Origin of the sequence: Curtobacterium sp. MCLR17_051 (assembly GCF_003234395.1) — a bacterium.
GTDB classification, from domain to species: Bacteria; Actinomycetota; Actinomycetes; order Actinomycetales; family Microbacteriaceae; genus Curtobacterium; species Curtobacterium flaccumfaciens.
Genome location: NZ_QKTA01000013.1, coordinates 66,256 through 91,324 on the forward strand (window position 1 = coordinate 66,256; position 25,069 = coordinate 91,324).

A 25,069-nucleotide genomic window follows, 5' to 3' on the forward strand; every position below is an offset into this window, starting at 1 on the left:
CGGGGCCGCTCGTGTCACCCGTGCTGCGGCGTCGTGGTCCGGTCGAACGCGTGGTGCACGCCGTGGTCGTCCGCGCCGTGCCACCCCTGCCACCGGCCACGGAGCTGTGCCTGTTGGAATCGGGTCGCATCGTGGTCCCGCTTGACCCGTGCCACGAGGACGGCCGCCATCGACCGGGTGACCCAGTAGGCCGCCTGGCCGCGGAGCCGGTGCTTCCGGAGCACTCGGCCGAACCCCCGGTTGTACCGCAGCACCTTGGCCAGGGTCTCGTCCGTCATGCCGTCGTGCCGGAAGTCGCCGTGCCGCACGGTCACGTCCGGCATGTAGGCGATGTGGGCACCGCGACGGAGTGCACGGATGACGAGGTCGTTCTCCTCGCCGGAGCCGAACGGCGTCGCCGAACCGGTCCCGAGGGCGACGTCGAAGAGTCCGTGCCTCTCGAGCAGATCGCGTCGCAGGAAGATGCCTGCAGCGACGATCGTCCGGGGAACCCGCCAGCTCGTGACCCGGCATGCCCGTCGGCGCCAGCGGAGCATCGTGCCGCTGTCGTCACTCGCACGGCAGGGGATCGCTGCCCCGTCGAGGTTCCGGTCGTCCATCCGCTCGGACAGGAGTTCGAGGACACCGTCGTCGAACCAGCAGTCGTCGTCGGGGAACGCCACGATGTCCCCACGGATCGTGGCGAGCCCGCGGTTCCGGCCGCGGCTGACCCCACGGACGACGGGCTCGTGCACGTGTTCTGCGTGACCGGCCTCGATCAGGTCCCGGAGGAGCGGCAGCGCGTCGGGCGTCAAGCGCTGCTCGACCACGGTCACGAAGACCGGCAGTCGTGTTCGGCGGATCGAGTCGAGGCACCGCTCGATGTGTTCCGGCGAGCGGATCGTCGAGATGACCAGGTGGAACCGGTGGTCGGACCCTGCGACGGCGTTCACACCGACACCGTGTTCATCGTCAGCAGGTCCGTCGTCGAGCGCGTCCCCGACTTCCAGCCGAGCAGCTCGCCCCTGATCCGCTGCAATCTGTCCTGCAGTTCGCGGACCCGGTCGGCGATGTCCGAACGCTCCTGTTCTGCCGCGCGCATGGCGTCGACCAGGTCGTCCGCCGAGTGGCCCACCGTGACGGGGGCGGCACGACCGGTGACGCTCGACCAGAAGTCGTCGCACTTCGAGGCGTAGGACAGCGGGACCGTCGCGATGCCGAGCGACACTGCGGCGACCGCGCCGTGCAGCCGTTCCGACACCACGAGGTCGCAGCTGCCGATCGCGGCCATCGTGGCCGCGACGTCCGTGTAGGCGTGGACGACCGACGACGTCGTCAGGCGGTCCGAGAGTCGGCGTGCGGCGTCCTGGTCGGCTGCTGACAGGGCGAACGCGACCACCTCGGTGGCACCGACATCGCGTGCGTGTTCGTCGACGGCCGCGGCGACGATGTCGATGTCGAAGCGGGAGTGGGGATCGGAACCGAGGCTCACGCCGATCCGCGGAGCAGCTCGAGCGGGGCGGGGCACGTGCTGGACGAGCGGGTAGAGCAGCGCCGGGTCACCGCTGATGTCGACGGGCATCAGGTGTGCGGAGACCTCGTCCTGGGTGAGGGGACCGCGAACGCCGGCGATGTGCAGCCGCTCGAGCGTGCGCCAGGCCTCCCAGCGTTGTTGCTGCCGCGCCAGGGAGTACGTGTCCGATGCCGACGCGGTACCGAGGCCCACACCGATCAGGCCGTCCGTGCCGAAGTTGCGGATCGCCAGCCGTGCGTGCTCTGCCCACGACGCGAACCCGACGGACGTCCCACCGCCGAGCAGGACGACCCGTTCCGCGCCGAGTGTGCGGAGCCGGTCGAGCCCGAATCGTGGCGCCGATCGGAGGTAGTCGCGTGCGTTGAGCGGCGCCTGGACCGTGAGGGGGTCGTCGAGAGCAGCGCGCCAGGTCTCGTACAGCAGGTCGTCGCCGAAGTTGGCGTTGCCCTGCCAGCCGAGGTAGACGAGGGAACGGCGTGCGGGCGGCTTCATCAGTGGTCCTCCGGGGTGCGGCGAGCTCGCGACGATCGACGAGGGCTCTCGCTGACCGGCGCCGACGGCTCGTAGTTGTAGTAGGTCTTCGCGCGGCGCTGCACCGGCAGGCGGTTCACGACGAGGCCGAGCAGGCGGGCGCCGACCTGGGTCACGGTCCGTTCTGCAGCGGTGAAGTCGGCGCGTCTGGTCCGCCCGTCCACGCTCACCACGAGCAGGACACCGCTGCAGATCGTGCCCAGCACAGCGGGGTCGGTGACCGGGAGCATCGGAGGGGCGTCGACGATCACGTACTCGAAGCGGGACTCGAGTTCGCGGACCAGTTCGACCATGCGGCTCGAACTCAGGAGTTCACTCGGGTTCGGGGGAACGCGCCCCGCTGCGAGGACGTGGAGGGGCGTGTCCGCGCCGACCTGCTGGATGGCGTCGTCGAGGGCGACCTGCCGGGTGAGCACGGTGGAGAGTCCGACGCGGCTCTCGATGCCCAGGTAGGTGCCGGTGGTCGGTCGTCGGAGGTCGGCATCGACGAGGACGACGCGCGACCCGTTCTGGGCGAGCATGAGCGCGAGGTTCACGGCGGTGGATGACTTCCCCTCGCCCGGCGTCGCGCTGGTCACGACGATGCTCTGCGCGTCCCCGTCGAGGTTCGTGTAGGTCAGGTGGGTCCGGAGCTGGCGGAACGCCTCGGCTCGCGTGCTGTAGCGGTTGCCGAACGAGACGAGTGGTTCCTTCACGACCGAGTCGTCGAGTGCGAACTCACCCAGCACGCTCGCCTGGGTCAGCCGGCGCAGTGCTTCGAACGAGCGGAGGCGGGTGTCGAGGACCTCGCGGAGGACGGCTTGGGCGATGCCGAGGGCGAGGCCGGCGAGCACACCGATCGCGATGTTGACGGCCAGGCGGGGCGAGAACGGTGTGCTCGGAGCGGTCGCGGGCTGGAAGACGCTGAGGTGCACGAGGCCGGTGGTGGCGGCCCCCTCGTTCTCGACCTGTTCGACCACTTTCACCAGCTGAGCCGTGACGGCGTTCGCGATGGCGGCGGCCTGCGACGGAGATCCGTCGGTGGCGCTGATCGAGATGAGCACGGTGTCGCGCTTCGACTCCGCCGTCACCACCCGCGAGAGGCCGCCACCACCCGGCAGACCGAGCTGCTTCGCGGCCTGTCCGAGCACCTGGGGTGTGACCGCGAGCGCCTCGTAGGACTTGACGCGCGCGGCCGAGAAGGTGTTGGCCTGGCTGAGGTCGGTGACCGAGTCCCCGCCTGCCACGGACACGAACACCTCGCTCGTCGCACGGTACTGCGGCGCCTGGACCGCGGAGAAGGCCGCCGCGAGTCCGGTCGCGAGCAGCAGCACCGCAGCGATGGAGATCCAGCGGTGCCGGAGCACGTCGATGAACTGCGCGAGTGTCATCCGAGCCTTTCCTTCGGGTTTCGATGTGTGATACTCATAGTAGTTGATATGAAATATTACGCAACCAAGTGGAGGAAGCCCGGATGACCGTCCTCGGAGCCGTGCTCCTCGTCGCGCTCGGCGTCGGACTGACGGTGCGTCGTGAGTGGTTGCCGGTGATCATCGGGGCGGCCGCCGGGTTGCCGTACTCCGCGGGCGTCGTCGTCGGGGGGAACGGCGTGCCGCTGTTCACCGTCGCGGCAGCAGCCAGCGCCTGCGCACTCCTCGGGACGCGTCGGCTGGGGACGTCGCACTGGACTGCGAACGCCTTCGCCGTCTTCCTCGGTTGGACGACGGTGATCACCGCGGTGGCTCCGTGGCTGTTCGGCGGCATCCGGGTGCTCGTCTCCCGCGGTGGTGTCGATCACCAGGTGGCCGACCCCGGTGTGCTCGCCTACACGGTGAGCAACGGCGCACAGCTCGCCTACCTGCTCCTCGCCGCCTGCTGCACGCTCTACCTGGTGCGCGTCCGGGGCGCCGTCCTCGCGGTCGGTGTCGCGCTGGTGGTGGGGACGGTGACGACGAGCATCCGCGGGTTCCTCCTCCTGTTCCGAGCGGACGTGACGGCTCCCCTCTTCGACACCCTGCCGAACGTCGCGTACGCCTGGACCACGACGGAGGACCGGTTGCGCGGGGTCTTCAGTGAACCGAGCGAGCTCGCCGCGTTCTCCTTGCCTGCGGTCGCGTTCTTCGTCGTTGCGGCGCTGCGCTCGACGGGCCGGGCCCGGTTCCTCTGGTCCGCGGCAGCTGCCCTCGCGTGCTCCAACCTGCTGCAGGCGTCGTCGGGCACTGCCGTCGTCGCATCCGCCGTCGTGATCGGTTTGGGCATCGTCGTACTGGCCGTCCGGTACGTCGTCCGCGGTGGTGTCGGCACCCCGTGGCTCGTCATCGGCGTGCTCACCGTGGCCGTGGTCGCCCTCGTCGCCGGTGACCACCTGCTCGCGCCCATCCGGGAACTCGTCGTCGACAAGGTGGACAGCAAGTCGTACGACTCCCGGACCGGTGCGGACACGTTCAGCTGGGGCGTCCTCGCGGACACGCTCGGGATGGGCGCCGGCATCGGCAGCAGCCGGCCGTCGTCGTTCGGCATGTCCCTGCTGTCCACCGTCGGCATCCCGGGCACCGCTGCGTTCGCGGCACTCGTCCTGGGCATTATCGCCAACGCGATCCGGCGTCCGGGCACGGTCGCGGCAGCCACGGCACTCGTCGCGTTGCTCGTCGCCAAGGTCGTCGGGACTCCCGACTTCTCGACCCCGGTCCTCTGGGTCCTCATCGCGGCCTGCGCGACCCCGACGTGGGTCCCGACCGCCGTCGCCGCCCTCCGGCCCACGATTCCCACCCTCCGGCCCACCGTCCCCGCACTGACAGGAACTCGATCGTGATCGCCATCCTCATCGTCTGCGAAGGGAACGTCTGTCGTTCTCCCTACGTCGAACGCGTGCTCCGAGCTCGCCTGGACGCTGTCGCCCCAGGAGCGTTCCAGGTGTCGAGCGCGGGGACCGCCGCCGAGCAAGGGGCAGCGATGTTCCCGCGCTCGTCCGACGCCGTCCTGCGCCACGGAGCCGACCCCTCCGGCTTCGCAGGGACGCCCCTGACGGCACGCGTGCTCGACGGCCCCGCGCTCGTGCTCACCCTGGAACGCCAGCACCGTGCCGCGGTGCTCGACATCGCTCCCGCGCTGTTGCGGCGGACGTTCACGCTGCGCGAGTTCGAGCGGCTCGTCCGTCCGCTCCTCGATCAGGACGCCGTCGGCGCGGGGTTCTGGGACGACTTCCCCAGGTTGGTCGCAGGCTCACGACTCGGCACCGCCCCCACCGACCCAGAGGCGGACGACATCACCGACCCGGTCCGCGGGGACGACGCCGACCACGCCCGGATGTGCGCCCTGGCCGACGAGGCGGTCGACGCCGTCGTCGCCTGTGCCGCACGAGCGACGGAAGGAGCTCGCGATGCGCGGACTGCTCGTGCATGAGTGGATCGAAGCGGTCGGCGGCGCCGAACGTGTCCTCGACGCCATGGCGGACGAGTACCCGGACGCCGACCTCTTCGGCCTCTGGAACGACGCCCCGGGCCGGTACCCCGGCCGGAGGGTGATCGAGAGCGCCCTCGCGCCGACGCCGCTGCGGGGGCGCAAGGCCCTGGCTGTCCCGTTCCTCCCCGCGCTCTGGTCGCACGGGCTGCGCGACCTCGGGCCGTACGACTGGGCGCTCGTCAGTTCGCACCTGTTCGCACACCAGGCCCGTGTGCCCGGGGTCGATCCCGAGCGCCAGTTCACCTACGTGCACACGCCCGCGCGGTACCTCTGGAACCCGGAGCTCGATGCCCGCGGCACGTCCGTCGCCGCACGGCTCGCGGGCCCCGCGCTCCGCGCAGTGGACCGCCGTCGGGGTGGGGCGCTCCGGCACGTCGCTGCCAACAGTCGCTTCGTGCAGCAGCGCATCCGCGCGAGCTGGGACGTCGACGCGGTCGTGATCCACCCACCCGTCGGGGTCGAACGGCTCACCGCTGTCGACGACTGGGCACGGGAGCTCGACGACTGCGAGCGTGCCCTGCTCGAGTCGTTGCCCGCGGGATTCCTGCTCGGGGCCTCCCGGTTCGTGCCGTACAAGCGACTCGACGTGGTGATCGAGGCCGGCCGGGCATCTGCGCGACCGGTGGTGCTCGCCGGAGACGGACCCGACCTCGAACGGCTCCGGGCGCTCGCCGCGGACTCGGACGTCGACGTCCGCATCGTCGTCCGGCCGTCCGACGCGCTCCTGGCGGCGCTACTGCAGCGTGCGGCCGTCTACGTGTTCCCGCCGGTGGAGGACTTCGGCATCATGCCGGTCGAGGCCATGGCGCTCGGCACGCCGGTCGTCGTGAACGCTCTCGGCGGCGCGTGCGACTCGGTGGAGCCCGACCGGAGCGGCGTCGTCCTGCACGACTTCGCCCCGTCGACGCTGCGGTCGGCCGTCGAAGCGGCGGCGGCACTCGACGGTGCGGACTGCCGAGAGCGGGCCGACACGTTCTCCACCACGCGCTTCCGGCGCGAGATCGGTGCGTGGACCGGGATCCCGAGCGCCGTCCGTTCCTGACGCGCGCCGGCCAGGAGGCCCGCCCTCCGTCGCCGGGTCGACCCGCGACAGGCGACGCGCACGTGCAGTGCCGCCGTCCGGCGTCAGCGGGCGGTCGCCACCAGGATCGCCTCGAGCTGCGCGACGACGCGGGGGAGATCGAACCGTCTGGCGGTCCGACGGCCGTTGTCGGCGAGCCGGCCCCGGGCCTCCTGGTCGTCTGCCAGTCGCACCATGGCGGACGCGAGCGCTGCGACGTCACCGGGCGAGACGAGGAGACCGTCCCGGTCGTCGGTGATGATCTCGGCGGGGCCACCCGCGTCGCTGGCGATCACGGCCCGGCCCAGCGCCATCGCCTCGATGACGACCTGTCCGAACGGCTCTGGCCGTGTGCTGGCGTGGACGACGACGTCACATGCGGCCATCTCGGCGGCGACGTCGTGCTGGTGCCCACGGAAGTCGACGGAGTCGCGGACGCCGAGGTCGGACGCGAGTGTGTGCAGCGCTCGGGCGAACGCGTCGTCAGCGCCGAACAGCGGTGCGCCCACCAGGCGGAGTCGCGCGTCGGGGTCGAGACCGGCTGCGCGGGCGGCCGCGAAGGCGCGGAGGACGACGTCCTGCCCCTTCCACGGCGTGAGGCGTCCGACCATGCCGATAGTGAACGCCGAAGCGGTGTGCGGCGCTGCTTCCGCCGGGACGGACACGGGGCAGGCGACGACGGCGACGGGCCGGGGCAGGCGACCGAGCGATCCGGCCGTGGTCCGGGAGTTCGCGATCACCGTGTGGGGGAGGACCGCGAACGCGAGCCGGAGCAACGCTGCGTTCGCTCGCGACGACCCATCGGCACCGACGAGGTCATGTGCGTGGGCGACCACGGGGATCCCGGCCTGCCGTCCGGCGAGTCCACCCCAGATGTGCGCCTTCGCCGAGTGGGTCGTGAGCACGTCGACGCCGAGGGCGCGCAGGATGCGGGTGAGCTCGTGGGTGGCGCGGAGTGTGCTGACCGTCTTCGCGAGGAGCCCGGCTCCCGCCGCGGCGGTGTGATTCCGGACGGTCGCATCGAGGGGCACGACCTGACAGCGCACCCCGGAGTCAGCGAGGAGTCGTTCGAGCGGGCCGTGTTCACCGAGGATCACGATCGGTTCGATCCTCGTGCACGCCGCCGTCACGCGGGCGACCAGCAGTTCTGCCCCGGAGAGGGCTGCGGAGTGGCTGAGGAAGGCCACCCGAGGCAACCGATCAGTTGTCATGCATTCAGCATATCAAGTATTGTATAGAACGTGACATACAAATGTCCTCGGGTCCACTGACGCGCCCGACATCTCCCGCTCCAGATCGGAACACACCATGGCCCTGAGCTCTCATCCCCCCGTCCGCCGCTTGCTCGTCACCGGACTCACCGTCGTCGGCATCCTCGCTGCAGTGACCGCGTGCTCCGGCACCGGCGACGACAAGTCGAGCCCGAAGCCGAGTGCAAGCGCGACGGCCAAGGCCGACAAGCAGGTCTTCTCCAACCCGCCCGCCGACATCGAGAAGGTCCAGGCCGGGTGCAAGGACGGCAAGGCCGTCGTCGACCAGGCCAACAAGGACGTCACCGTCGGGGACTGCGCGTCGGTGGAGATCACCGCGGGCAACGCGGTCGTCCACCTCGGGAACGTCGAGGAACTCGTCGTCTCCGGTTCCATCAACGACATCGCCGCGAAGCAGGTCGGCTCGGTGCGGGTGACCACCGACGGCAACCGCCTGACGAGTGACAACGAGCCGAAGATCAGCGACGACGGCGAGGACAACGTGTTCCGCACGCGCTGATCGTCACGCACGCAGAACGACGAATGCCGCCGGCCCGAGGCCGGCGGCATTCGTCGTTCTGTCCCGCTGTTCTTCTCGAGCATCGCGGTTGACGCACGGGAACGGGCGCCCCTCCTGGTGGAGGGGCGCCCGTCGCATGGTGCTGGTGGTGTTACCGGATGACGTTGATGGTGCGCTGGTCAGCAGGGCCGTTGAGGTTGCCCTTGGTGATCTGCTTGGTGAACAGCGTGTACGCCTGCGGGGTGAGGGTGCGCTCGACGGAGATCGTCCATGCGCCCTGACCGTTCACCGTTGCGGAGCCGAGGCGGCTGACGGTGCCGTTCAGGACGACCTTGGCTCCCGGGGCACCGGTTCCCGTGAAGACGACCCGGTCGCCGCGGAGGGTCCCGCCGTTGCCGGGGGTCTCGATGACGAGGTCCGCGGGCGTGCCGTAGTCGAGCGTCGCGGTCTTGGGCGCCGAGACCGTGCCGTTGACCGTCTGGGTGACGGTGAACGTGCGGACGCCGGCGACGGTGGCCGGGATCGTGACGGAGTACTGCCCGTCGACGGCCTTGACGCTCTCGATGACCGTCGTGCCTTCGCGGACGATGACGTCTGCCCCGGTCTGGGCGTTGCCCGAGACGACGGCGTTCTGCTCGACGTCCTGCGCGAAGACCCCGTTGGCCGTCAGTGCCGTGATCTGCTCGTTGCGGACGGTGACGGTGATGTTGACGCGCTGGGTGAGGCCGCCCTTGCTGGTCTGGAGTGCGTGGAGGGCGTAGACCGCCGGGCTGAGCTGGCGGGAGACGTCCACGGTCCAGGCGCCGTCGGTGATCTTGGTGTCACCGATGGAGGAGGTGTTGCCGCGCATGTCGAGCTTGGCGCCGGTGGCTCCGGTGCCGGTGAAGCGGATGGAGCCGTTGGTGACGGTGTCGCCGTTGGCCGGGGTCTGGATGACCGGGGCTGCGGGGTTGCCGTAGTCGAGGGAACGGTCCAGTGGTGCGGAGACCTGGCCTCGGACGGTCTGGGTGACGGTGAAGTCGTTGACGCCGAAGTGGGCCTTGTTCGCGGGGATCGTGATCGTGTAGCGGCCGTTGGTGGCGACGGCGGTGCCGATGGTGTCGCCGTTGCTGTCCTTCACGGTGACGGTCGCGCCGGGGTTGGCGGAGCCGGTCATCGTCGCGGGCAGGTTCTCGTCCGTGGTGTTGAACGCGGCGGTCGCGGTCAGCGGAGCAACCGGAGCCTCGTTGCGGACGGTGACGGTGATGTTGACGCGCTGGGTGAGGCCGCCCTTGCTGGTCTGGAGTGCGTGGAGGTCGTAGACCGCCGGGCTGAGCTGGCGGGAGACGTCCACGGTCCAGGCGCCGTCGGTGATCTTGGTGTCACCGATGGAGGAGGTGTTGCCGCGCATGTCGAGCTTGGCGCCGGTGGCTCCGGTGCCGGTGAAGCGGATGGAGCCGTTGGTGACGGTGTCGCCGTTGGCCGGGGTCTGGATGACCGGGGCTGCGGGGTTGCCGTAGTCGAGGGAACGGTCCAGTGGTGCGGAGACCTGGCCTCGGACGGTCTGGGTGACGGTGAAGTCGTTGACGCCGAAGTGGGCCTTGTTCGCGGGGATCGTGATCGTGTAGCGGCCGTTGGTGGCGACGGCGGTGCCGATGGTGTCGCCGTTGCTGTCCTTCACGGTGACGGTCGCGCCGGGGTTGGCGGAGCCGGTCATCGTCGCGGGCAGGTTCTCGTCCGTGGTGTTGAACGCGGCGGTCGCGGTCAGCGGAGCAACCGGAGCCTCGTCGGTGATCGTGATCGTGATCGGTGCCTGCGTCGTGAGGCCACCCTTGGTGGTCTGCACGGCGCGCAGGTTGTAGACGTTGTTCGACAGGTCGATCGTCACCGGTGCGTTCCAGGTGCCGTCGGTGACGGTACCGGTCGCGATGGCTCGGACGGAACCGCGGACATCGATACGAGCGCCGTTGTCACCCGTGCCGGTGAAGGTCAGGCCGTTCTTCTGGACCGTCGAGCCGTTCTCCGGGCTGGTGATGCGGATCGGTGCCGGCGTGCCGTAGTCGAGCGAGACGTCCTTCGCGGGCGAGGTCGTGTCGTTCTTCGTCTGGGTGACGGCGAAGTCGTTGACGCCGGTGTGGGCGAACGACGGCGGGACCGGGATGGAGTACTTGCCGTCGACGGCCTCGGTGCGGCCGACCTCGTTGCCGAGGCTGTCCTTGACGATCACGGTCGCGCCGGTGGTGGCGTCGCCGGAGATCGTGGCGGGCTTGGTGACGTCGTCATCGAACGCGCCGACCGCGGTGAGCTCGGTCGTGAGCGGGTTCGTCGCGACCGTGAAGGAGACCTTCTCGGTGCTCGGCGCCCCGGCGAGCGGGGTCTGGGTCACGTCGAACTCGTAGGAGCCGTCCGCGAGGTCGGCGGCTGCGGGAACGCTCCAGGCGCCGTCCTCGACGACGGTGGTCGCGATGAGGTTGTCGTCGGCGTCGCGGATCTCGATCGTGGCGCCCTCGTCGCCGGTACCCGAGAACACCGGGCGCTTGGAGTCGACCGTGGAGTCGTCGGCTGGCGTGGTCACGACCAGTTCGTCAGGTGCGGGTACCTCGGCGGCCTCGACCGTGGCCTGCGTGGTGCTGGTGGTGTTGAACGCGCCCTCGACGGCGGTGCCGCTCAGGACGGTGCGCATCGGGAAGGTGCCGGCGTCGGCGTCCTCGGGCGTGTTCACGTTGATGTTCCAGCGCATCAGCGACGCATCGGGGAGGTTCCAGGTCGTGGTGGTGGTCGCGAAGTCGTAGGTGTACTTCGTGCCGTCCTCGGAGCGGACCCCGTTGGTCAGGGTCATGGCGGCGTTCGTCCAGGCGTCCTCACCCGGCTTCTTGAACGAACCTTCGATCGTGCCCTGGTCCTCGGCGAACGTGGTGCCCTCGGGCGCGGTAAACTCGACCTTGCCCTGCGGGCGGCTGATCGAACCGTTGGTCTTGAACAGGGACTCCACCGAGGTGACCTCGCCACGCTCGAGCGTGACAGCGGTGCCGTCCTGGCCCGAGATCGCGGCGTCGTTGATGACGACGTCGAGATCCTTCGAGTCGTGCTCCTCGCCGTCGATCTCCTGCACGATGTGCAGCGGGTTCGTCCCGCGGTCGAGATCGTCGACCGTGATGCTCCACGCACCGGTCTCGGCGTCGGCTTCGACGCTCTTGTCGCCGATCGTGATCTTTGCGCCCGGGGTTGCGGTACCCGAGATGACCGCGGTCTTGCCCGCGTGGTCAATCGAACCGATGTTCGCGATCAGGTCGGCGATCGAGGTGCCGACGGTGGTGGTGGTCGAACCTTCGGCGCGGAAGTCCCCGGTGTTGCTGGTGCCCGGCATGACGAAGTCCATCGCGCTGGCACCTTCGGGAGCGTCCGTGTCGGTGGTGACGTCGACCATGAAACGGTACTGCTGATCCGCAGGGCGTTCGGGTGCCCAGTCGAGGTCGAAGGTGATGGTCGTGTTGTCGTTGGACAGCGTGCCATTCGTCAGTGGGATCGAGGTGGAGGCGTTCCATGCCGTGTTTCCGACGCGGCGCCATGAACCCTGGATCGTGTCCTGCTCTGAGAAGGTCGCGCCGTCCGGCGCATTGAGAGTGACCGTACCCTTCGTGCTGCTCCGCGCCTCCCGGTTCTCCACGACAAAAGGAACCGGTGCAGTCTTGCCGCGCTCGAGGTTGACCGGGCCCTGATCAATCCCGACGAACGTCCCGCCTTCTACAACCGAAATGTCGAGGCTCTTCGAGTCATACTCGACACCATTGATTTTCTGAACGAATTTCAGCGTATTGACCCCGACCTTGAGACCCGCGACCGTCATGGACCATCTACCGGTCACGCGGTCGGCCGAAGCCATTTGTCCGCCAAAGGACACCTTCGCCCCGGGAGTGGCCGTTCCTCCGACTACCGCTGTCTTTGCAATGTTGTTGACGCCCGTCACGCTCGCAATCAGAGGTGATCCGTATTCGGACATCTCGCCGAGCTGGAAGGGATCCGTGTTGGCGTTTTGTTCCCTGAGAATGACATCGTTGGGGTTGCCAGTGCCGAACGACATCGCAAAGTTGCCTTGGCTGTCCTTCAGGAGCTGTCCGCCAGATTTTGCAGCCCATGACCACATCTGGCCGACGCTGTCGTTGCACGTTTCGATGCGCACGGCAGCATAGCCGTACGCGCTTCCGGTTCGGTCGGCGCAGAAGTTGGTGCCCGCGAGGACCATAGCGCCGGTTGAACCCGGTTTCGGAACGACCCAGCCGCTTGAGGAACTGACAGCCGCGGCCTTGCTGGTGTACCAACTCATCCGGACAGGCGCGCCTGCCCGGGCATTTGCTTGCACGCTGTAGTAGTAGGTCACGCCGTCATAGCCAGTTTTGGTCGAGTAGAGCTTGCCAGTAAGGGCGCCGGAGCTCTGAATCGTGGCCGCTTTGGCACTGGGGGCTGCGGCGGCTGGGGGGGCACCGAAGGACAGGCCGGACACGATGGTGGCTGCGGCCAGCCCGGCCGCACCCATGGACTTGAGGGCAGTCGATGCCCTCTTCTTGTGAGACATGTGCATCTTTCAGGACAGGCCGCAGACAGCGGCTGTGCGGGAAGGGGCACGCCCGTCAACAGACTCTGACGGCGCATGTGTATTCAGAATATCACGTGAAATACCAACATACGAACGTGCTAGCAGGCGGACGGTGAGCTGAGAGTTGAGTGGGACTGACGCAGGTTTGCTCTCTCTGAAGTTGACTCCAGCCGACTCAGGAGTAGAGTTGAGCCCATCGGACGCAAGTCCAACGACTTACCCCCAAGCAAGAGGAGCAACACATGGGACGTGCAGTAGGCATCGACCTCGGAACCACCAACTCCGTCGTCTCCGTTCTCGAAGGTGGCGAGCCCACCGTCATCGCCAACGCCGAGGGCATGCGCACCACGCCGTCGATCGTGGCGTTCACGAAGGACGGCGAGGTCCTGGTCGGCGAGACCGCGAAGCGCCAGGCCGTGACGAACGTCGACCGCACCATCGCGTCGGTCAAGCGTCACGTCGGCACCGACTGGACCACCGAGATCGACGGCAAGAAGTACACGCCGCAGGAGATCTCGGCCCGCACCCTCGGCAAGCTCAAGCGTGACGCCGAGCAGTACCTCGGCGAGGACGTCACCGACGCGGTCATCACCGTGCCGGCGTACTTCAACGACGCCGAGCGCCAGGCCACGAAGGACGCCGGTGAGATCGCCGGCCTCAACGTCCTCCGCATCATCAACGAGCCGACCGCGGCCGCCCTGGCCTACGGCCTCGACAAGGGCAAGGAAGACGAGCTCATCCTGGTCTTCGACCTCGGTGGTGGCACGTTCGACGTCTCCCTGCTCGAGGTGGGTAAGGACGACGACTTCTCGACGATCCAGGTCCGCGCGACCTCCGGTGACAACCGTCTCGGTGGCGACGACTGGGACCAGCGCATCGTCGACTACCTGGTCAAGAAGTTCAAGGACGAGCACGGCGTCGACCTGTCCACGGACAAGATCGCCAAGCAGCGCCTGAAGGAAGCGGCTGAGCAGGCCAAGAAGGAGCTGTCGTCGCAGATGTCGGCGAACATCCAGCTCCCGTACCTGACGCTCACCGCCGAGGGCCCGCTGAACCTGGACGAGACCATCTCGCGCGCACAGTTCGAGCAGATGACCTCCGACCTGCTCGACCGCACCAAGAAGCCGTTCAACGACGTCATCAAGGAAGCCGGTGTCTCGGTCAACGACATCGCCCACGTGGTGCTCGTCGGTGGCTCGACCCGCATGCCCGCCGTGGCCGAGGTCGTCAAGTCGCTGACCGGTGGCAAGTCCCCGAACCAGGGCGTCAATCCGGACGAGGTCGTCGCCGTCGGCGCCGCACTGCAGGCCGGTGTCCTGAAGGGCGAGCGCAAGGACGTCCTGCTCATCGACGTCACGCCGCTGTCGCTCGGCATCGAGACCAAGGGCGGCCTGATGACGAAGCTCATCGACCGCAACACCGCGATCCCGACCAAGCGGAGCGAGACCTTCACGACCGCTGACGACAACCAGCCGTCGGTCGCCATCCAGGTCTTCCAGGGCGAGCGCGAGTTCACCCGCGACAACAAGCCGCTCGGCACCTTCGAGCTCACCGGCATCGCACCGGCTCCCCGTGGCGTCCCGCAGGTCGAGGTCACCTTCGACATCGACGCCAACGGCATCGTGCACGTGTCCGCCAAGGACAAGGGCACCGGCAAGGAGCAGTCGATGGTCATCTCCGGCGGTTCGTCGCTGCCGAAGGAGGACATCGAGCGCATGGTCCGCGAGGCCGAGGAGCACGCAGCCGAGGACAAGGCCCGTCGCGAGGCCAACGAGCGTCGCAACCAGGCCGAGCAGCTCGTCTACTCGATCGAGAAGCTCATCAAGGAGAACGACGAGAAGCTCCCCGCGGACGTCAAGTCCGAGGTGCAGGCCGACGTCGACGCGCTCAAGTCCGCGCTCGCGGGCGAGGACGACGACGCCGTGAAGTCCGCCTTCGACAAGCTCAACGAGTCGCAGGGCAAGCTCGGCCAGGCCATCTACAGCCAGCAGGACGCAGCAGCCGGCACCGCCGGTGGCGAGCAGCCCGCGGGTGAGCAGCCGGCCGACGACGAGGACATCGTCGACGCCGAGGTCGTGGACGACGAGGACGACAAGGACAAGAAGTAACGATGACGGATCCCAAGGACAACGCGCCCAACGAGGACGAGCCCCAGGTCGAGGGCGACGCCACGAACGCTGCCGAGCCCGAGGACCTCATCGAGGCGGAGGGGCCCGACGTCGAAGTACCGACGGACGGCCCCGCCGCCGGGGGCCCGGCGGCCGATGCGGCGAACGACCTCTCCCCGGAGGACGAAGCGCTGCTCGCCGACGCCGCCCGCGGCATCGCCGAGGACAAGCTGAGCACCGAGGACCGCGACCTCGTCGCCGAGATGCGTGCGGACATGCTTCGTGCGCAGGCCGAGCTGGTGAACTTCCGGAAGCGCGTCGAGCGTGACCGTGAGGCCAACCGCGAGGTCGCCATCGCCGAAGTGGTGCGGGCCTTGCTGCCGGCGCTCGACGACCTCACCCGGGCCGAGGCCCACGGTGACCTCGCCGAGGGCCCGATGCAGGTCATCGGCCAGAAGATCCGCGGGGGCTTCGAGAAGTTCAAGCTCGTGCAGATCGGCGAGAAGGGCGAGGCGTTCGACCCGAACATCCACGAGGCGATCGTCCAGCTCCCCACCCCGGGTGCCACCGGACAGACCGTCGCGGACGTCGTCGAGCCGGGCTACAAGCTCGGTCAGCGGGTCCTCCGCGCGGCCAAGGTCGCGGTGGCGGTCCCGGCCTGAGCCGGGTCCCCACGGTGACGACAGAAGAAGGCAGGTGATCCATGGCCAGTCAGGATTGGTTCGACAAGGACTTCTACAAGGTCCTCGGCGTGTCCAAGGACGCCTCCGACGCCGAGCTGAAGAAGACGTACCGGAAGCTCGCGCGGCAGTTCCACCCGGACTCCAACCCGGGTGACGCCGCCGCCGAGAACCGCTTTAAGGAGATCAGCGAGGCGTACTCGGTGCTCTCCGACAAGGAGCAGCGCCAGGAGTACGACCAGGTCCGCGCCATGGGCTCCGGCGCTCGCTTCACGGCGGGCGGCGGGGGCCAGGGCGGGTTCGAGGACGTCTTCGGCGGGATGTTCGGGCAGCAGGGCGGTGGCGGACAGCGCGTCCGCTTCGGCCAGGGCGGCCCCGGCGGTGCCGGCGGGTTCGAGGACATCCTCGGCGGGATGTTCGGCGGGGGTGGTGGCTTCGGCCAGACCTCCGGCGGCTACCGCGGCTTCGGTGGGCCGACGAAGGGCCGCGACGTCACGGCGTCGACGACCCTCGACTTCACGACGGCGATCGCCGGTGACACCGTCAAGCTGTCGCAGGGCAACGGCCGACCGGTGAACGTCCGCATCCCCGCGGGTGTCGCCGACGGTCAGAAGATCCGTCTGCGCGGCCGCGGCGAGCCCTCGCCCGACGGTGGTGAGGCCGGTGACCTCGTGGTCGCCGTGTCGGTGCGGAAGCACCCGGTGTTCGAGCGCGACGGGCTCAACCTGCGCGTGGACGTCCCCGTGACGTTCACCGAGGCAGCGCTCGGCGCGACGATCGAGGTCCCGACGCTCGGCGGTTCGCCCGTGAAGCTCAAGGTCGCCCCCGGCACGCCGTCGGGTCGCGTCCTGCGCGTCAAGGGCCGCGGTGTCACGACGAAGAACGGCACGGGCGACCTGCTCGCGACCGTCCAGGTCGCGGTGCCGTCGCACCTTTCGGACAAGCAGCGCGAGGCCGTCGAGGCACTCGCGGCTGCGCTGCCCGACGAGAACCCCCGCGAGGACCTCCTCGCCAAGGCGCGCGACTAGCCCGCACGCAACCACAGCAGGAGACCGGTCTGGGCCCACGCCGCCGGTACCGGCCCGTCGCGAAGCGGCGGGCCGGCCGTGCCGGTGGGGAGAGGCCCGGCGCGGCTCCGTCAGGAAGCTGCCCGAGCCTCCAGGCTGGTTTCCACCCCACGCGGACGACGGAAAGGAACGCGCCATGACCGACATGGACGAGAACTCGCCCGTCTTCGCGATCGCGGTGGCTGCGGAGCTCGCCGAGATGCACCCGCAGACGCTGCGGCAGTACGACCGGCTCGGCCTGGTCGTGCCGGGCCGCACCCGGGGTGGGTCGCGGCGCTACTCGATGCGCGACGTGGTGCAGCTGCGCGAGATCGCGCGCCTCGGCTCCGAGGGAGTGTCGCTGGAGGGGATCCGGCGGGTGCTCGACCTGGAGAACGAGAACAGGGCGCTCCGCGATCGTGTGCGGGAGCTCGAGTCGGCGCTGGCCGACCAGCTCATCAACCGGCCCGGTGCACGGGTCTTCGCCGCCACCGCGAGTGGTGCGGCGATCTCCCTCAAGGCGGGGTCGCGGCCGCAGCGGAACACGCAGATCGTGCTGTACCGCGGGCCGCGCTGACGCGGACCGACAGGCGAACGCCCCCGGTGACCGAGTGGTCACCGGGGGCGTTCTGTGTGGGCTGTGTGGCTTACTTGACGGTGAAGCGGACGGGGAGCTCGCTGGTGGCGTTGCCGGTGGTGGTCTGCTTCGCGGTGAGGGCGTAGCTGCCACGACCGAGGTCGATGTTCGACGGGGCGCTCCACTTGCCGTCGGCGCTGACCTCCGCGGTCGCGACGACGCGGGAGGTGCCACGGATCTCGATCGTCGAGCCGACCTGGCCGGTGCCGGTGAAGGTGGGGCGGGGTCCGGTGGCGGTGCCGTTCATCCCGGGGGACGTCACCGTCAACGGCGCTGCCGTGGCGGTGATGGAGAAGCGGACGGGGGCTTCGCTGGTGGCGTTGCCGGTGGTGGTCTGCTTCGCGGTGAGGGCGTAGCTGCCACGACCGAGGTCGATGTTCGACGGGGCGGTCCACTTGCCGTCGGTGTTGACCTCGGCGGTCGCGACGACGCGGGAGGTGCCGCGGATCTCGATCGTGGACCCGGCCTGGCCGGTGCCGGTGAAGGTGGGGCGGGGGCCGGTGGCGGTGCCGTTCATCGCGGGGGTCTCGACCACGATCGGTGCAACGGAGTCGTTCTCGGTGGTGAAGGCGATGTTGCGCATCACCGACGTGCGGCCGTCGGTGGTGGTCTGCGTGAAGGTGAGCTCGTACCCGGCCGTGCTGGTCAGGGCGGCCGAGGCCTTCCACGTCCCCACGCCGGAGCGCGCACCGGTGACCGGCGTCTTGAAGAGTTCACGGCCGCGCTGATCGGTGGCGGTGATCGTCGCACCGGCCTCGGCCGTCCCCTCGAACGCGCGTGCACCGGGCGTGTAGGTGTTCTCGTCCGTGACGCCGTCGACCTGCAGGAGGCGGGGGAGCGCCACCCGCTCGGACGTCCCGCTGAAGTCGCGGCCGTCGAAGACCAGGTTGACCATGTCGAGCTGCTTGCCGGTTGCGGCAGCGGCGATCGTGTAGCTCCACACTGCATCGGCGCTGGTGGCGTGCCCGACGACCCGGTCGCCGTCGAGGATCCAGAGCCCAGGAGCGTCGTCGTGCTCCCCGACCACCTGGACGCGCCCGTTCGGGTGGACGAACACGGACCGGAGGGACGGTGCGGCGGCAGTCGGGTCGATCGGCAGCTGCTCGAGTGCGACGGGCACACGGGGCGACGAGGTGCCGTCGGCAGTGCGTCCGACCACGTAGACCGTGGAGCCGATGCGGTCCTGCGGGAGCTGCGCAACCCAGCCCGTTTCGGTGAGGGTCGCGTTCGCGATCGGCCGTCCCGACGCGTCCTGGACGACGACCGAGTCGACGGAGTCCGCGTGCTTGCCGGTCAGCACGAACGAGCCGTTCAGGCGCCGTTCCGTGGTCTCGAGGGTGGGGGCGGCAGGGGCTTCGCCCACGATCGGCGCGAACCGGACGCCGCGCAGTTCGTTGGTCCGGCCGTCGGTCGTCGTCTGCGTGAGGGTGATCACGTGGTCGGCGGCGGCGAGGTCGGCGTCGGCGCTCCACGTGCCAGTGCCGTTCCGGGTGTTGCTGACGTCGGTCGTGAACAGGGTGTCACCGGACACGGTGTCCTTCGCGACGATGGTGGCACCGGCGGTCGCGCTGCCCGCGAAGTGGGTGCTGCCCGGCGTGAACAAGTTCTGCTCCTTCAGCCCGTCCATCTTGACCATGCGGGGCATCGCGATGCGCTCGGTCCGGGTCTGCGTGCCGTCCGCGGCGGTGTGGACGCGGATGGCCTCGAGCCCGAGGTCCTTGTGGCGGTCCTGCACGTTCAGGAAGAACACGCCGCCGGCGCGGGAGTGGTCGAGGACTTCGTCACCGGCGAGCAGCCAGACGGCGTCACTCCCGGCGTCACCCGCGACGATCCGCGAACCGTGCGGTGTGCTCCAGTCCTGCAGGAAGCGGGGGGCACCCAGTGCCGGGTCCACCGTGATGGAGTCGAGGTCGTAGACCGCGTCGGTCGAGGTGCCTGCGGCGGAGGCAGAGGCGGGGGTGGAGGTGGGGGCAGCGCTGGCGACGGCCGGCGTCAGCAGGCCAAAGCCGAGTGAGGCGGTGAGGACGCCGCAGACCACTGCGGCGCTCCGGAACGAGGTGGATGCCATTGGGGGCTCCTTCTGGTGGGGGGATTCCCAGTGTATTGACATGTGAAATACGCAGCCTGTTGATATCGCGAGTGCGATCACCACTCGCTCCGGTGTGGGCCGCCGCCGGGTACGCTGACGCGGTGCCAGACTTCGCCGACCTCTTCCGCCGACGCGACGACGACGCGCCCGACCTCATCGCGATCGACGGCACCGACCGCTTCCTGCTCGACGAAGCACCGCACGTGCACGGCGACGCACTCCGGCAGCCCGGCGAGGTCGCGGTCGTCGACGACCGGTACGGGGTGCTGACGCTCGGCCTCATCACGCAGTACGGGGCGAGCGACATCCGCGTCGTGCAGGACTCCCTGGTGGGGGAGCGAGCGCTCGAGGCCAACGCCGGCACGTTCGGGCTGCGCGGCTTCCACCACCCCGACTCGCTCGAGGACGCGTTCCGCGACGTGCGGCTCGTGGTGCTGCGGCTGTCGAAGTCGCACGATCGGCTCGACGAGATCGCCCGCGCGGTCGCGAGGTTCGCGGCGCCGGACGTGGTGCTGCTCTGCGGTGGCAACGTGAAGTACATGCACGTGACGCAGAACGACGTGCTCCGGCGCTCGTTCGGCGAGGTCACGGCATCACGAGGTCGTGGCAAGTCGCGACTGCTCATCGCGCAGGACCCGCTCCGCGCACAGGCGAACCGCGCCGCCACGACGAACCCCTGGCCCCGGTCGGTGCACGTCGATGACCTCGGCATGACCCTGGTCGCCCACGGCGGTGTGTTCGCCGGGACGTCGCTCGACCAGGGCACGCGGGTGCTGCTCGACGCGATGGACCAGGCGGTCCCGACCGCGCGCACGATCGTGGACCTGGGGAGCGGCAACGGCGTGATCGCGGCTGCGGTTGCTCGTCGGCGACCGTCGGTGCGGGTGATCGCCACCGACGTGTCCCGGATCGCGGTCGAGTCGACGCGCGCCACGGCGGAGGCCAACGGTGTGGCCGACCGGGTGACGGCGCTGCGCACCGACGCGGGCGACGAGCTCGCGGAGGGGTCCGCACAGCTCGTGCTCTGCAACCCGCCGTTCCACGCGGACACCACGGTGACCACGGACACGGCCGAGGCGATGTTCCGGAACGCGGCCACGATCCTCCAGGCCGGCGGTGAACTGTGGTGCGTCTGGAACACACACCTGCGCTACCGGCCGGTGCTCTCGCGCCTGGTCGGTCCGACCCGTGAGGTCGTCCGGACCCCGAAGTTCACGGTGACGGCCTCGGTCGCGACCAACCGCTGACCGGCCACGGACGGCGAGAGCCGCCCGGGCTGACCCGGACGGCTCTCGCCACGTGGTGCGGTGGGGGACCGATCAGGCCGGCACGTAGTCGAACGTGTCGGGGTCGGGGCCCGTGCGGTGACCCTTGTCGAGGGCGGTGATGTCCGTCATGTCCTCGTCCGAGAGCTCGAAGTCGAAGATCGCGAAGTTCTCCTCGACGCGGGCACGCGTGACCGACTTCGGGAACACGATGTCGCCGCGCTGGATGTGCCAGCGGAGGACGACCTGGGCCGGGGACTTGCCGACCGACGCGGCGACGCGGGTGATGGTCTCGTCGTCGAGGACGAGGCCCTGCGCGATCGGGGACCAGGCCTCGGTCGCGATGCCGAGCTCGCGGTTCACGGCGCGGAGCTCGTCCTGCGCGAGGTACGGGTGCACCTCGATCTGGTTGACCGACGGCGGGACGTCGGTCTCGGCGCGCAGACGGTGCAGGTGGTGCGCCTGGAAGTTCGAGACACCGATCGAGCGGGCGGTGCCGGCGTGGTACAGCTCCTCGAGGGCCTTCCACGTCGGGACGAAGTCCGAGACGGTGGGCAGCGGCCAGTGGATGAGGAACAGGTCGGTGTAGCCGCCGAGCAGGTCGGCCGACTTCTTGCCGTTCTCCAGCGCCGCCTCGGGGGCGTGGAATCCGTTGTTGAGCTTGGAGGTGACGAAGATCTCGGAACGGTCGATGCCGGACTCGGCGATCGCCTCGCCGACCTCCTTCTCGTTGCCGTACATCTCGGCGGTGTCGATGTGGCGGTAGCCGACCTCGAGCGCGGCCAGTGTGGCGGCCTTCGTCTCGGAGGGGTCGATCTGGAAGACACCGAAGCCGAGCTGCGGGATGGTCTTGCCGTCGTTCAGGGTGATGTTCGGAACGGTCATGGTGTCATGCAACCAAACGCCCTTCAGCGCCCATTCCGCCAACACCCAGGAACGGCGACCCCGGGCGTGCCGTTCAGGCGAGCGCGGCCGTGATGTACGCCTGGAGGGCCTGGCCGTACGCGATCGCCGGCACCTCGGACGCGAAGCTGCGGTCGGCCCCGCCGATCGTCGCCGTCACGGTGAAGACCACGCGACCGCCGACCTGCACGCGGGTCAGTCCGATGAACGACGGCCCGAGCAGTTCGCGCAGCTGGTCCTCACGGGGGAGCCAGAGCGACTCGGTGGCGGTGACCGAGTCGAGCGCCCACTCGGTGGTGCCGTTGAAGCCGAGGATCGTGCCGGTGGGGGAGTCGTGCCGCTCGACGGTCATCTCGGACACCGTGTAGACGTCGTCGTCGATGCCGGGCTTGTCGATCACGAACCGGTCCCCGGTCTCGGGGTGCCAGCGGAGGCCGGCGTCACGGAGGGACCTGGCGAGTTCGACGGTGATCACGTTCCCACCTTGCCCGCGCGACCCGCCCCTGTCACCACCTAGGTTGCCGAAAGCATCCCGTACTAGCATCGCCGAGCACCCCTCGCGCGAGCGCAACCCGTTCGTGCGCGCGACGTGACGACGCCCGGGCAACCGGTGCCGAGCCTCCAGGCCGTGGGAACCGGCCGCGGGTCGGACCGCCGGTCGGCGTCCCCGACCGAGGCTGACGGACACCCTGCCGCCGAAGAGAAGGACCCGCATGACCCTCGAACGCGAGGAACTCCGCGACGACTGGACCGTGACGATGGCCGGAGGAACCGGTGCGCCGGACGGCGTGGCGGGCCGCACCATCCCGGCGACGGTGCCGGGTCAGGTCCACACCGACCTGGAGCGGGAGGGCCTGCTGCCGGACCCGACGTTCCACCTGAACGAGCAGGCCGCGAAGTGGGTCGGCCGCGCCGACTGGGCCTACCGCCGCACGGTCGACGTCGACCCGCGGGGCCACGAGCGCGTCGACCTGGTCTGCGACGGCCTGGACACGGTCGCGGAGCTCAGCCTGGACGGCGTCGTCGTGGGCACGACCCGCAACATGCACCGCCGGTACCGGTTCGACGCCCGCGTGCAGACGGGGTCGGGCGGCACCACGAAGGACCTCGAGATCCTGTTCGAGTCGCCCTACCGCGAGGCCGGCCGGGTCGCCGCGAAGGCCGGCAGCATGCCCGGTCCGTACGACGAGCCGTTCCCGTACGTCCGCAAGATGGCGTCGAACTTCGGCTGGGACTGGGGGCTGACGGCGGTCACGAGCGGCCCCTGGCGGCCGGTCGCGATCGAGCGCTGGTCGACCGCGCGCCTGCGCGAGGTCCGCCCGCTCGTCGACGTCGAGGCCGGCGAGGGCGTGCTCGACGCGCACATCACCGTCGAGCGCTCCGGCATGAACGACCTGGACCAGGACGGCGAGGACGACGACCTCGTGCTCGTCGTCACCGTGAGCGGCGAGACCGAGGACGGCGGCACCACGCGCCAGCGGTCCCGCGCGCAGCTGACCCCGAAGGACGACGAGACCGTCGTCACCGTGCGCGTGCCCGAGGCGCGGCGCTGGTGGCCGCGCGGCTACGGCGCGCAGCCGCAGTACGACGTCGTGGTCGAGCTGCAGACCGTCGACGGCGAGGTGCTCGACCGCGACACGTTCCGGACCGGGTTCCGGTCCACCCGCATCGAGACCCAGGTCGACGGCATCGGCCGCCCCTTCGCCGTGCACGTCAACGGCACGCTCATCGACGTCCGGGGCGTCAACTGGATCCCCGACGACGTCATCGTCTCGCGCGTCGACCGTGCCCGACTCGAGTCCCGGCTGGGTGCCGCGGCCTCGCTCGGCACGAACCTCGTGCGCGTCTGGGGCGGCGGAGTGTACGAATCGCGCGACTTCTACGAGGTCTGCGACGAACTCGGTCTGCTGGTCTGGCAGGACTTCCCGTTCGCGTGCTCGGCGTACCCCGAGGTCGAGCCCATCCGCAGCGAGGTCATCGCCGAGGCGCGCGACAACGTCGCCCGCCTCGCCCGCCACCCCTCGCTGGTGGTCTGGAACGGCAACAACGAGAACATCTGGCTGCACGACGCCGACGGCTGGGGTGCGGAGCTGGGCGATCGGGGCTGGGGACTCGACTACTACCTCGACCTGCTGCCGACGATCGTCGACGCCGTCGACCCGTCGCGCTTCTACACGGTCGCGTCGCCGTGGTCCGGCTCCGAGTCGCTGCCCGCGAACGAGGTCGACCACGAGACGCACCATTCGTGGGACGTCTGGAACCGGCTGCCCGACACCGCCTACCGCGAGTCGGTGCCGCGCTTCGTGTCGGAGTTCGGCTGGCAGGCGCCGCCCGCCTGGCGCACGCTGCGCGAGGCGGTCACGGACGCGCCGCTGCGGGTCGACTCGCCCGGTGTGGTCCACCACCAGAAGGCGGCGGACGGGATGGCCAAGCTGGCCCGCGGGCTGGAGCCGCGCTTCGGCGCGGTCGACCCGGCCGCGTTCGACGCGTGGCACTACCTGACGCAGCTGCAGCAGGCGCGGGCGATCGCGACCGGCATCGAGCACTGGCGCACGCACTGGCCGCGCAACACGGGCGTCGTGGTGTGGCAGCTGAACGACCTGTGGCCGGTGTCGTCGTGGTCGGCGATCGACTCGGCGGGGCGGCTGAAGCCGCTGGCGCACGAGCTGCGCCGCCTGTACGACGACGTGCTGCTGACGATCCGTCCGGTGTCGTCGGTGACTGTGACGCCGGGTGCGGCCGGTACCGCTGGCGCGTCGGGCGCGGTCGCCGCGTCGGGTGCGTCGGGTGCGTCGGGTGCGGAGCGGACGGGAGGCCCGGATCACCCGGGTGCGTCCCCTGCGGTCGGCGAGACGGCTGACCTGGGCGAGCTCGCGGACACGCTCTCGCTGGGCGTCTCGCCCGGTGCGTTCGGGTCCTCGCCCGTCGAGGTGGCCGTCCGGTCGACCCGCACCGGGCACGACAGCGTGGTGCGGGTGCGCCGGATCACCACGGCCGGCACGATCCTGGCCGAGGCGTCGCTGCCGGTCCGGCTGTCGTCGGCCGGCGTCGCGGTCGTCGCCCTGCCCGAGTCGGTCGGTATCGTCGACGACCCGGCCAACGAGCTCATCATCGCGGACATGGACTGGCGCCGCGCGGTCTGGACCCCTGGTCCCGACGCCGCGATGCGGTGGGAGCCCGCGCGCTACCGGACCTCGTTCGCGGTGGTCGACGGTGGCCTGGACCTGACCGTCGAGGCCGACTCGCTCGTCCGCGACCTGCTGGTGCAGCCGGACCGGGTCGCGGCCGACGGCACGGTCGACCGCGGGTTCATGACGCTGCTGCCCGGCGAGCGGGTGGTGTTCCGGCTCGGCGGTATGACCGAGGCCGACATCCCGGCGCTCCGCGAGGCGCCCGTGCTGTGGAGCCTGGACCGCGCGCTCGTCCGTTGATATGCAGAACGACACGGTGATA

At 69.8% G+C, this 25,069-nt stretch carries 18 protein-coding genes; 10 read left to right on the plus strand and 8 right to left on the minus strand.

Translation table 11 applies throughout. The features are described 5' to 3' along the window. Window positions 1-14: 14 nt before the first annotated feature. Genes DEJ06_RS11895 through DEJ06_RS11905 form a run of 3 tightly spaced genes read right to left on the minus strand, consistent with a single transcriptional unit; the run spans window position 15 to window position 3,414 of the window. The gene (locus DEJ06_RS11895; RefSeq protein WP_181436764.1) at window positions 15-932 is read right to left on the minus strand and encodes a glycosyltransferase family 2 protein; all 918 of its coding nucleotides are present in this window, start codon (window positions 930-932) and stop codon (window positions 15-17) included. Further along, a complete protein-coding gene (locus DEJ06_RS11900; RefSeq protein WP_111039419.1) occupies window positions 929-2,005 on the minus strand; it encodes a polysaccharide pyruvyl transferase family protein in 1,077 nt (358 codons plus the stop codon). Before DEJ06_RS11900 ends, DEJ06_RS11895 begins: the two co-directional genes overlap by 4 nt. Next, complete coding sequence (locus DEJ06_RS11905; RefSeq protein WP_111039420.1) at window positions 2,005-3,414, minus strand: polysaccharide biosynthesis tyrosine autokinase; 1,410 nt, start codon at window positions 3,412-3,414, stop codon at window positions 2,005-2,007. The genes DEJ06_RS11900 and DEJ06_RS11905 overlap by 1 nt, the downstream gene beginning before the upstream one ends. Before the next feature lie 83 nt (window positions 3,415-3,497). Here DEJ06_RS11905 and DEJ06_RS18065 point away from each other — a divergent pair, with 83 nt between their 5' ends. From DEJ06_RS18065 to DEJ06_RS11915, 3 genes are read left to right on the plus strand one after another with little or no spacing between them, the layout of a single operon-like run. Then, window positions 3,498-4,835: a hypothetical protein gene (locus tag DEJ06_RS18065; RefSeq protein ID WP_146245842.1), complete on the plus strand. Its 1,338-nt coding sequence runs from the start codon at window positions 3,498-3,500 to the stop codon at window positions 4,833-4,835. Further along, entirely contained in the window at window positions 4,832-5,425 is a 594-nt protein-coding gene (locus DEJ06_RS18070; protein ID WP_146245843.1) for a low molecular weight phosphatase family protein, read from the plus strand. Before DEJ06_RS18065 ends, DEJ06_RS18070 begins: the two co-directional genes overlap by 4 nt. Beyond that, window positions 5,403-6,527 (plus strand): glycosyltransferase, encoded by a 1,125-nt coding sequence (locus DEJ06_RS11915; protein WP_258372427.1) that lies wholly within the window; start codon window positions 5,403-5,405, stop codon window positions 6,525-6,527. Before DEJ06_RS18070 ends, DEJ06_RS11915 begins: the two co-directional genes overlap by 23 nt. An 83-nt stretch (window positions 6,528-6,610) precedes the next feature. Here DEJ06_RS11915 and DEJ06_RS11920 read toward each other — a convergent pair whose 3' ends face one another. Continuing rightward, the gene (locus tag DEJ06_RS11920; RefSeq protein WP_111039422.1) at window positions 6,611-7,756 is read right to left on the minus strand and encodes a glycosyltransferase; all 1,146 of its coding nucleotides are present in this window, start codon (window positions 7,754-7,756) and stop codon (window positions 6,611-6,613) included. Window positions 7,757-7,853: 97 nt separating this feature from the next. On the opposite strand from DEJ06_RS11920, the gene DEJ06_RS11925 reads away from it, so the two are divergent. Beyond that, window positions 7,854-8,315, plus strand: a complete 462-nt coding sequence (locus tag DEJ06_RS11925; protein ID WP_111039423.1) for a DUF3060 domain-containing protein — start codon at window positions 7,854-7,856, stop codon at window positions 8,313-8,315. Window positions 8,316-8,466: 151 nt separating this feature from the next. Here the strand turns inward: DEJ06_RS11925 and DEJ06_RS11930 are convergent, their stop codons facing one another. Then, complete coding sequence (locus tag DEJ06_RS11930; RefSeq protein WP_181436766.1) at window positions 8,467-11,721, minus strand: Ig-like domain-containing protein; 3,255 nt, start codon at window positions 11,719-11,721, stop codon at window positions 8,467-8,469. 1,409 nt (window positions 11,722-13,130) lie between these two features. Here DEJ06_RS11930 and dnaK point away from each other — a divergent pair. From dnaK to DEJ06_RS11950, 4 genes are all read left to right on the plus strand, one after another. Continuing rightward, window positions 13,131-14,996 (plus strand): molecular chaperone DnaK, encoded by a 1,866-nt coding sequence (dnaK, locus tag DEJ06_RS11935; protein WP_071246129.1) that lies wholly within the window; start codon window positions 13,131-13,133, stop codon window positions 14,994-14,996. Window positions 14,997-14,998: 2 nt separating this feature from the next. Continuing rightward, a complete protein-coding gene (locus DEJ06_RS11940; protein WP_111039425.1) occupies window positions 14,999-15,658 on the plus strand; it encodes a nucleotide exchange factor GrpE in 660 nt (219 codons plus the stop codon). Window positions 15,659-15,699: 41 nt separating this feature from the next. Further along, window positions 15,700-16,704 carry a DnaJ C-terminal domain-containing protein gene (locus DEJ06_RS11945; protein ID WP_017886377.1) on the plus strand — a complete coding sequence of 335 codons (1,005 nt, stop codon included), beginning with the start codon at window positions 15,700-15,702 and terminating at the stop codon, window positions 16,702-16,704. Between the two features lie 184 nt (window positions 16,705-16,888). Continuing rightward, entirely contained in the window at window positions 16,889-17,299 is a 411-nt protein-coding gene (locus DEJ06_RS11950) for a heat shock protein transcriptional repressor HspR (RefSeq protein WP_111039442.1), read from the plus strand. 70 nt (window positions 17,300-17,369) lie between these two features. On the opposite strand, the gene DEJ06_RS11955 is transcribed toward DEJ06_RS11950, so the two are convergent. Next, the gene (locus DEJ06_RS11955; RefSeq protein ID WP_146245844.1) at window positions 17,370-19,427 is read right to left on the minus strand and encodes an Ig-like domain-containing protein; all 2,058 of its coding nucleotides are present in this window, start codon (window positions 19,425-19,427) and stop codon (window positions 17,370-17,372) included. Window positions 19,428-19,549: 122 nt separating this feature from the next. On the opposite strand from DEJ06_RS11955, the gene DEJ06_RS11960 reads away from it, so the two are divergent. Next, the gene (locus tag DEJ06_RS11960; protein WP_258372428.1) at window positions 19,550-20,695 is read left to right on the plus strand and encodes a class I SAM-dependent methyltransferase; all 1,146 of its coding nucleotides are present in this window, start codon (window positions 19,550-19,552) and stop codon (window positions 20,693-20,695) included. A gap of 72 nt (window positions 20,696-20,767) precedes the next feature. Here DEJ06_RS11960 and DEJ06_RS11965 read toward each other — a convergent pair whose 3' ends face one another. Then, window positions 20,768-21,598, minus strand: coding sequence for an aldo/keto reductase (locus DEJ06_RS11965; protein ID WP_111033081.1), 831 nt, complete (start codon window positions 21,596-21,598; stop codon window positions 20,768-20,770). Window positions 21,599-21,671: 73 nt separating this feature from the next. Then, window positions 21,672-22,091, minus strand: coding sequence for a hypothetical protein (locus tag DEJ06_RS11970; protein ID WP_027464885.1), 420 nt, complete (start codon window positions 22,089-22,091; stop codon window positions 21,672-21,674). Between the two features lie 238 nt (window positions 22,092-22,329). On the opposite strand from DEJ06_RS11970, the gene DEJ06_RS18305 reads away from it, so the two are divergent. Continuing rightward, a complete protein-coding gene (locus tag DEJ06_RS18305) occupies window positions 22,330-25,047 on the plus strand; it encodes a glycoside hydrolase family 2 protein (protein WP_181436767.1) in 2,718 nt (905 codons plus the stop codon). Window positions 25,048-25,069: the final 22 nt, after the last annotated feature.

What these genes read in the sequence shown, in the direction of transcription:
- DEJ06_RS11905 (WP_111039420.1), bottom strand. Translation starts at nt 3,414, where the DNA reads ATGACACTCGCGCAGTTCATCGACGTGCTCCGGCACCGCTGGATCTCC.
- DEJ06_RS11950 (WP_111039442.1), top strand. Translation starts at nt 16,889, where the DNA reads ATGGACGAGAACTCGCCCGTCTTCGCGATCGCGGTGGCTGCGGAGCTC.
- DEJ06_RS11915 (WP_258372427.1), top strand. Translation starts at nt 5,403, where the DNA reads ATGCGCGGACTGCTCGTGCATGAGTGGATCGAAGCGGTCGGCGGCGCC.
- DEJ06_RS11900 (WP_111039419.1), bottom strand. Translation starts at nt 2,005, where the DNA reads ATGAAGCCGCCCGCACGCCGTTCCCTCGTCTACCTCGGCTGGCAGGGC.
- dnaK (WP_071246129.1), top strand. Translation starts at nt 13,131, where the DNA reads ATGGGACGTGCAGTAGGCATCGACCTCGGAACCACCAACTCCGTCGTC.
- DEJ06_RS11925 (WP_111039423.1), top strand. Translation starts at nt 7,854, where the DNA reads ATGGCCCTGAGCTCTCATCCCCCCGTCCGCCGCTTGCTCGTCACCGGA.
- DEJ06_RS11940 (WP_111039425.1), top strand. Translation starts at nt 14,999, where the DNA reads ATGACGGATCCCAAGGACAACGCGCCCAACGAGGACGAGCCCCAGGTC.
- DEJ06_RS18305 (WP_181436767.1), top strand. Translation starts at nt 22,330, where the DNA reads ATGACCCTCGAACGCGAGGAACTCCGCGACGACTGGACCGTGACGATG.
- DEJ06_RS11955 (WP_146245844.1), bottom strand. Translation starts at nt 19,427, where the DNA reads ATGGCATCCACCTCGTTCCGGAGCGCCGCAGTGGTCTGCGGCGTCCTC.
- DEJ06_RS11945 (WP_017886377.1), top strand. Translation starts at nt 15,700, where the DNA reads ATGGCCAGTCAGGATTGGTTCGACAAGGACTTCTACAAGGTCCTCGGC.
- DEJ06_RS11965 (WP_111033081.1), bottom strand. Translation starts at nt 21,598, where the DNA reads ATGACCGTTCCGAACATCACCCTGAACGACGGCAAGACCATCCCGCAG.
- DEJ06_RS18065 (WP_146245842.1), top strand. Translation starts at nt 3,498, where the DNA reads ATGACCGTCCTCGGAGCCGTGCTCCTCGTCGCGCTCGGCGTCGGACTG.
- DEJ06_RS11920 (WP_111039422.1), bottom strand. Translation starts at nt 7,756, where the DNA reads ATGACAACTGATCGGTTGCCTCGGGTGGCCTTCCTCAGCCACTCCGCA.
- DEJ06_RS11930 (WP_181436766.1), bottom strand. Translation starts at nt 11,721, where the DNA reads ATGGTCGACGTCACCACCGACACGGACGCTCCCGAAGGTGCCAGCGCG.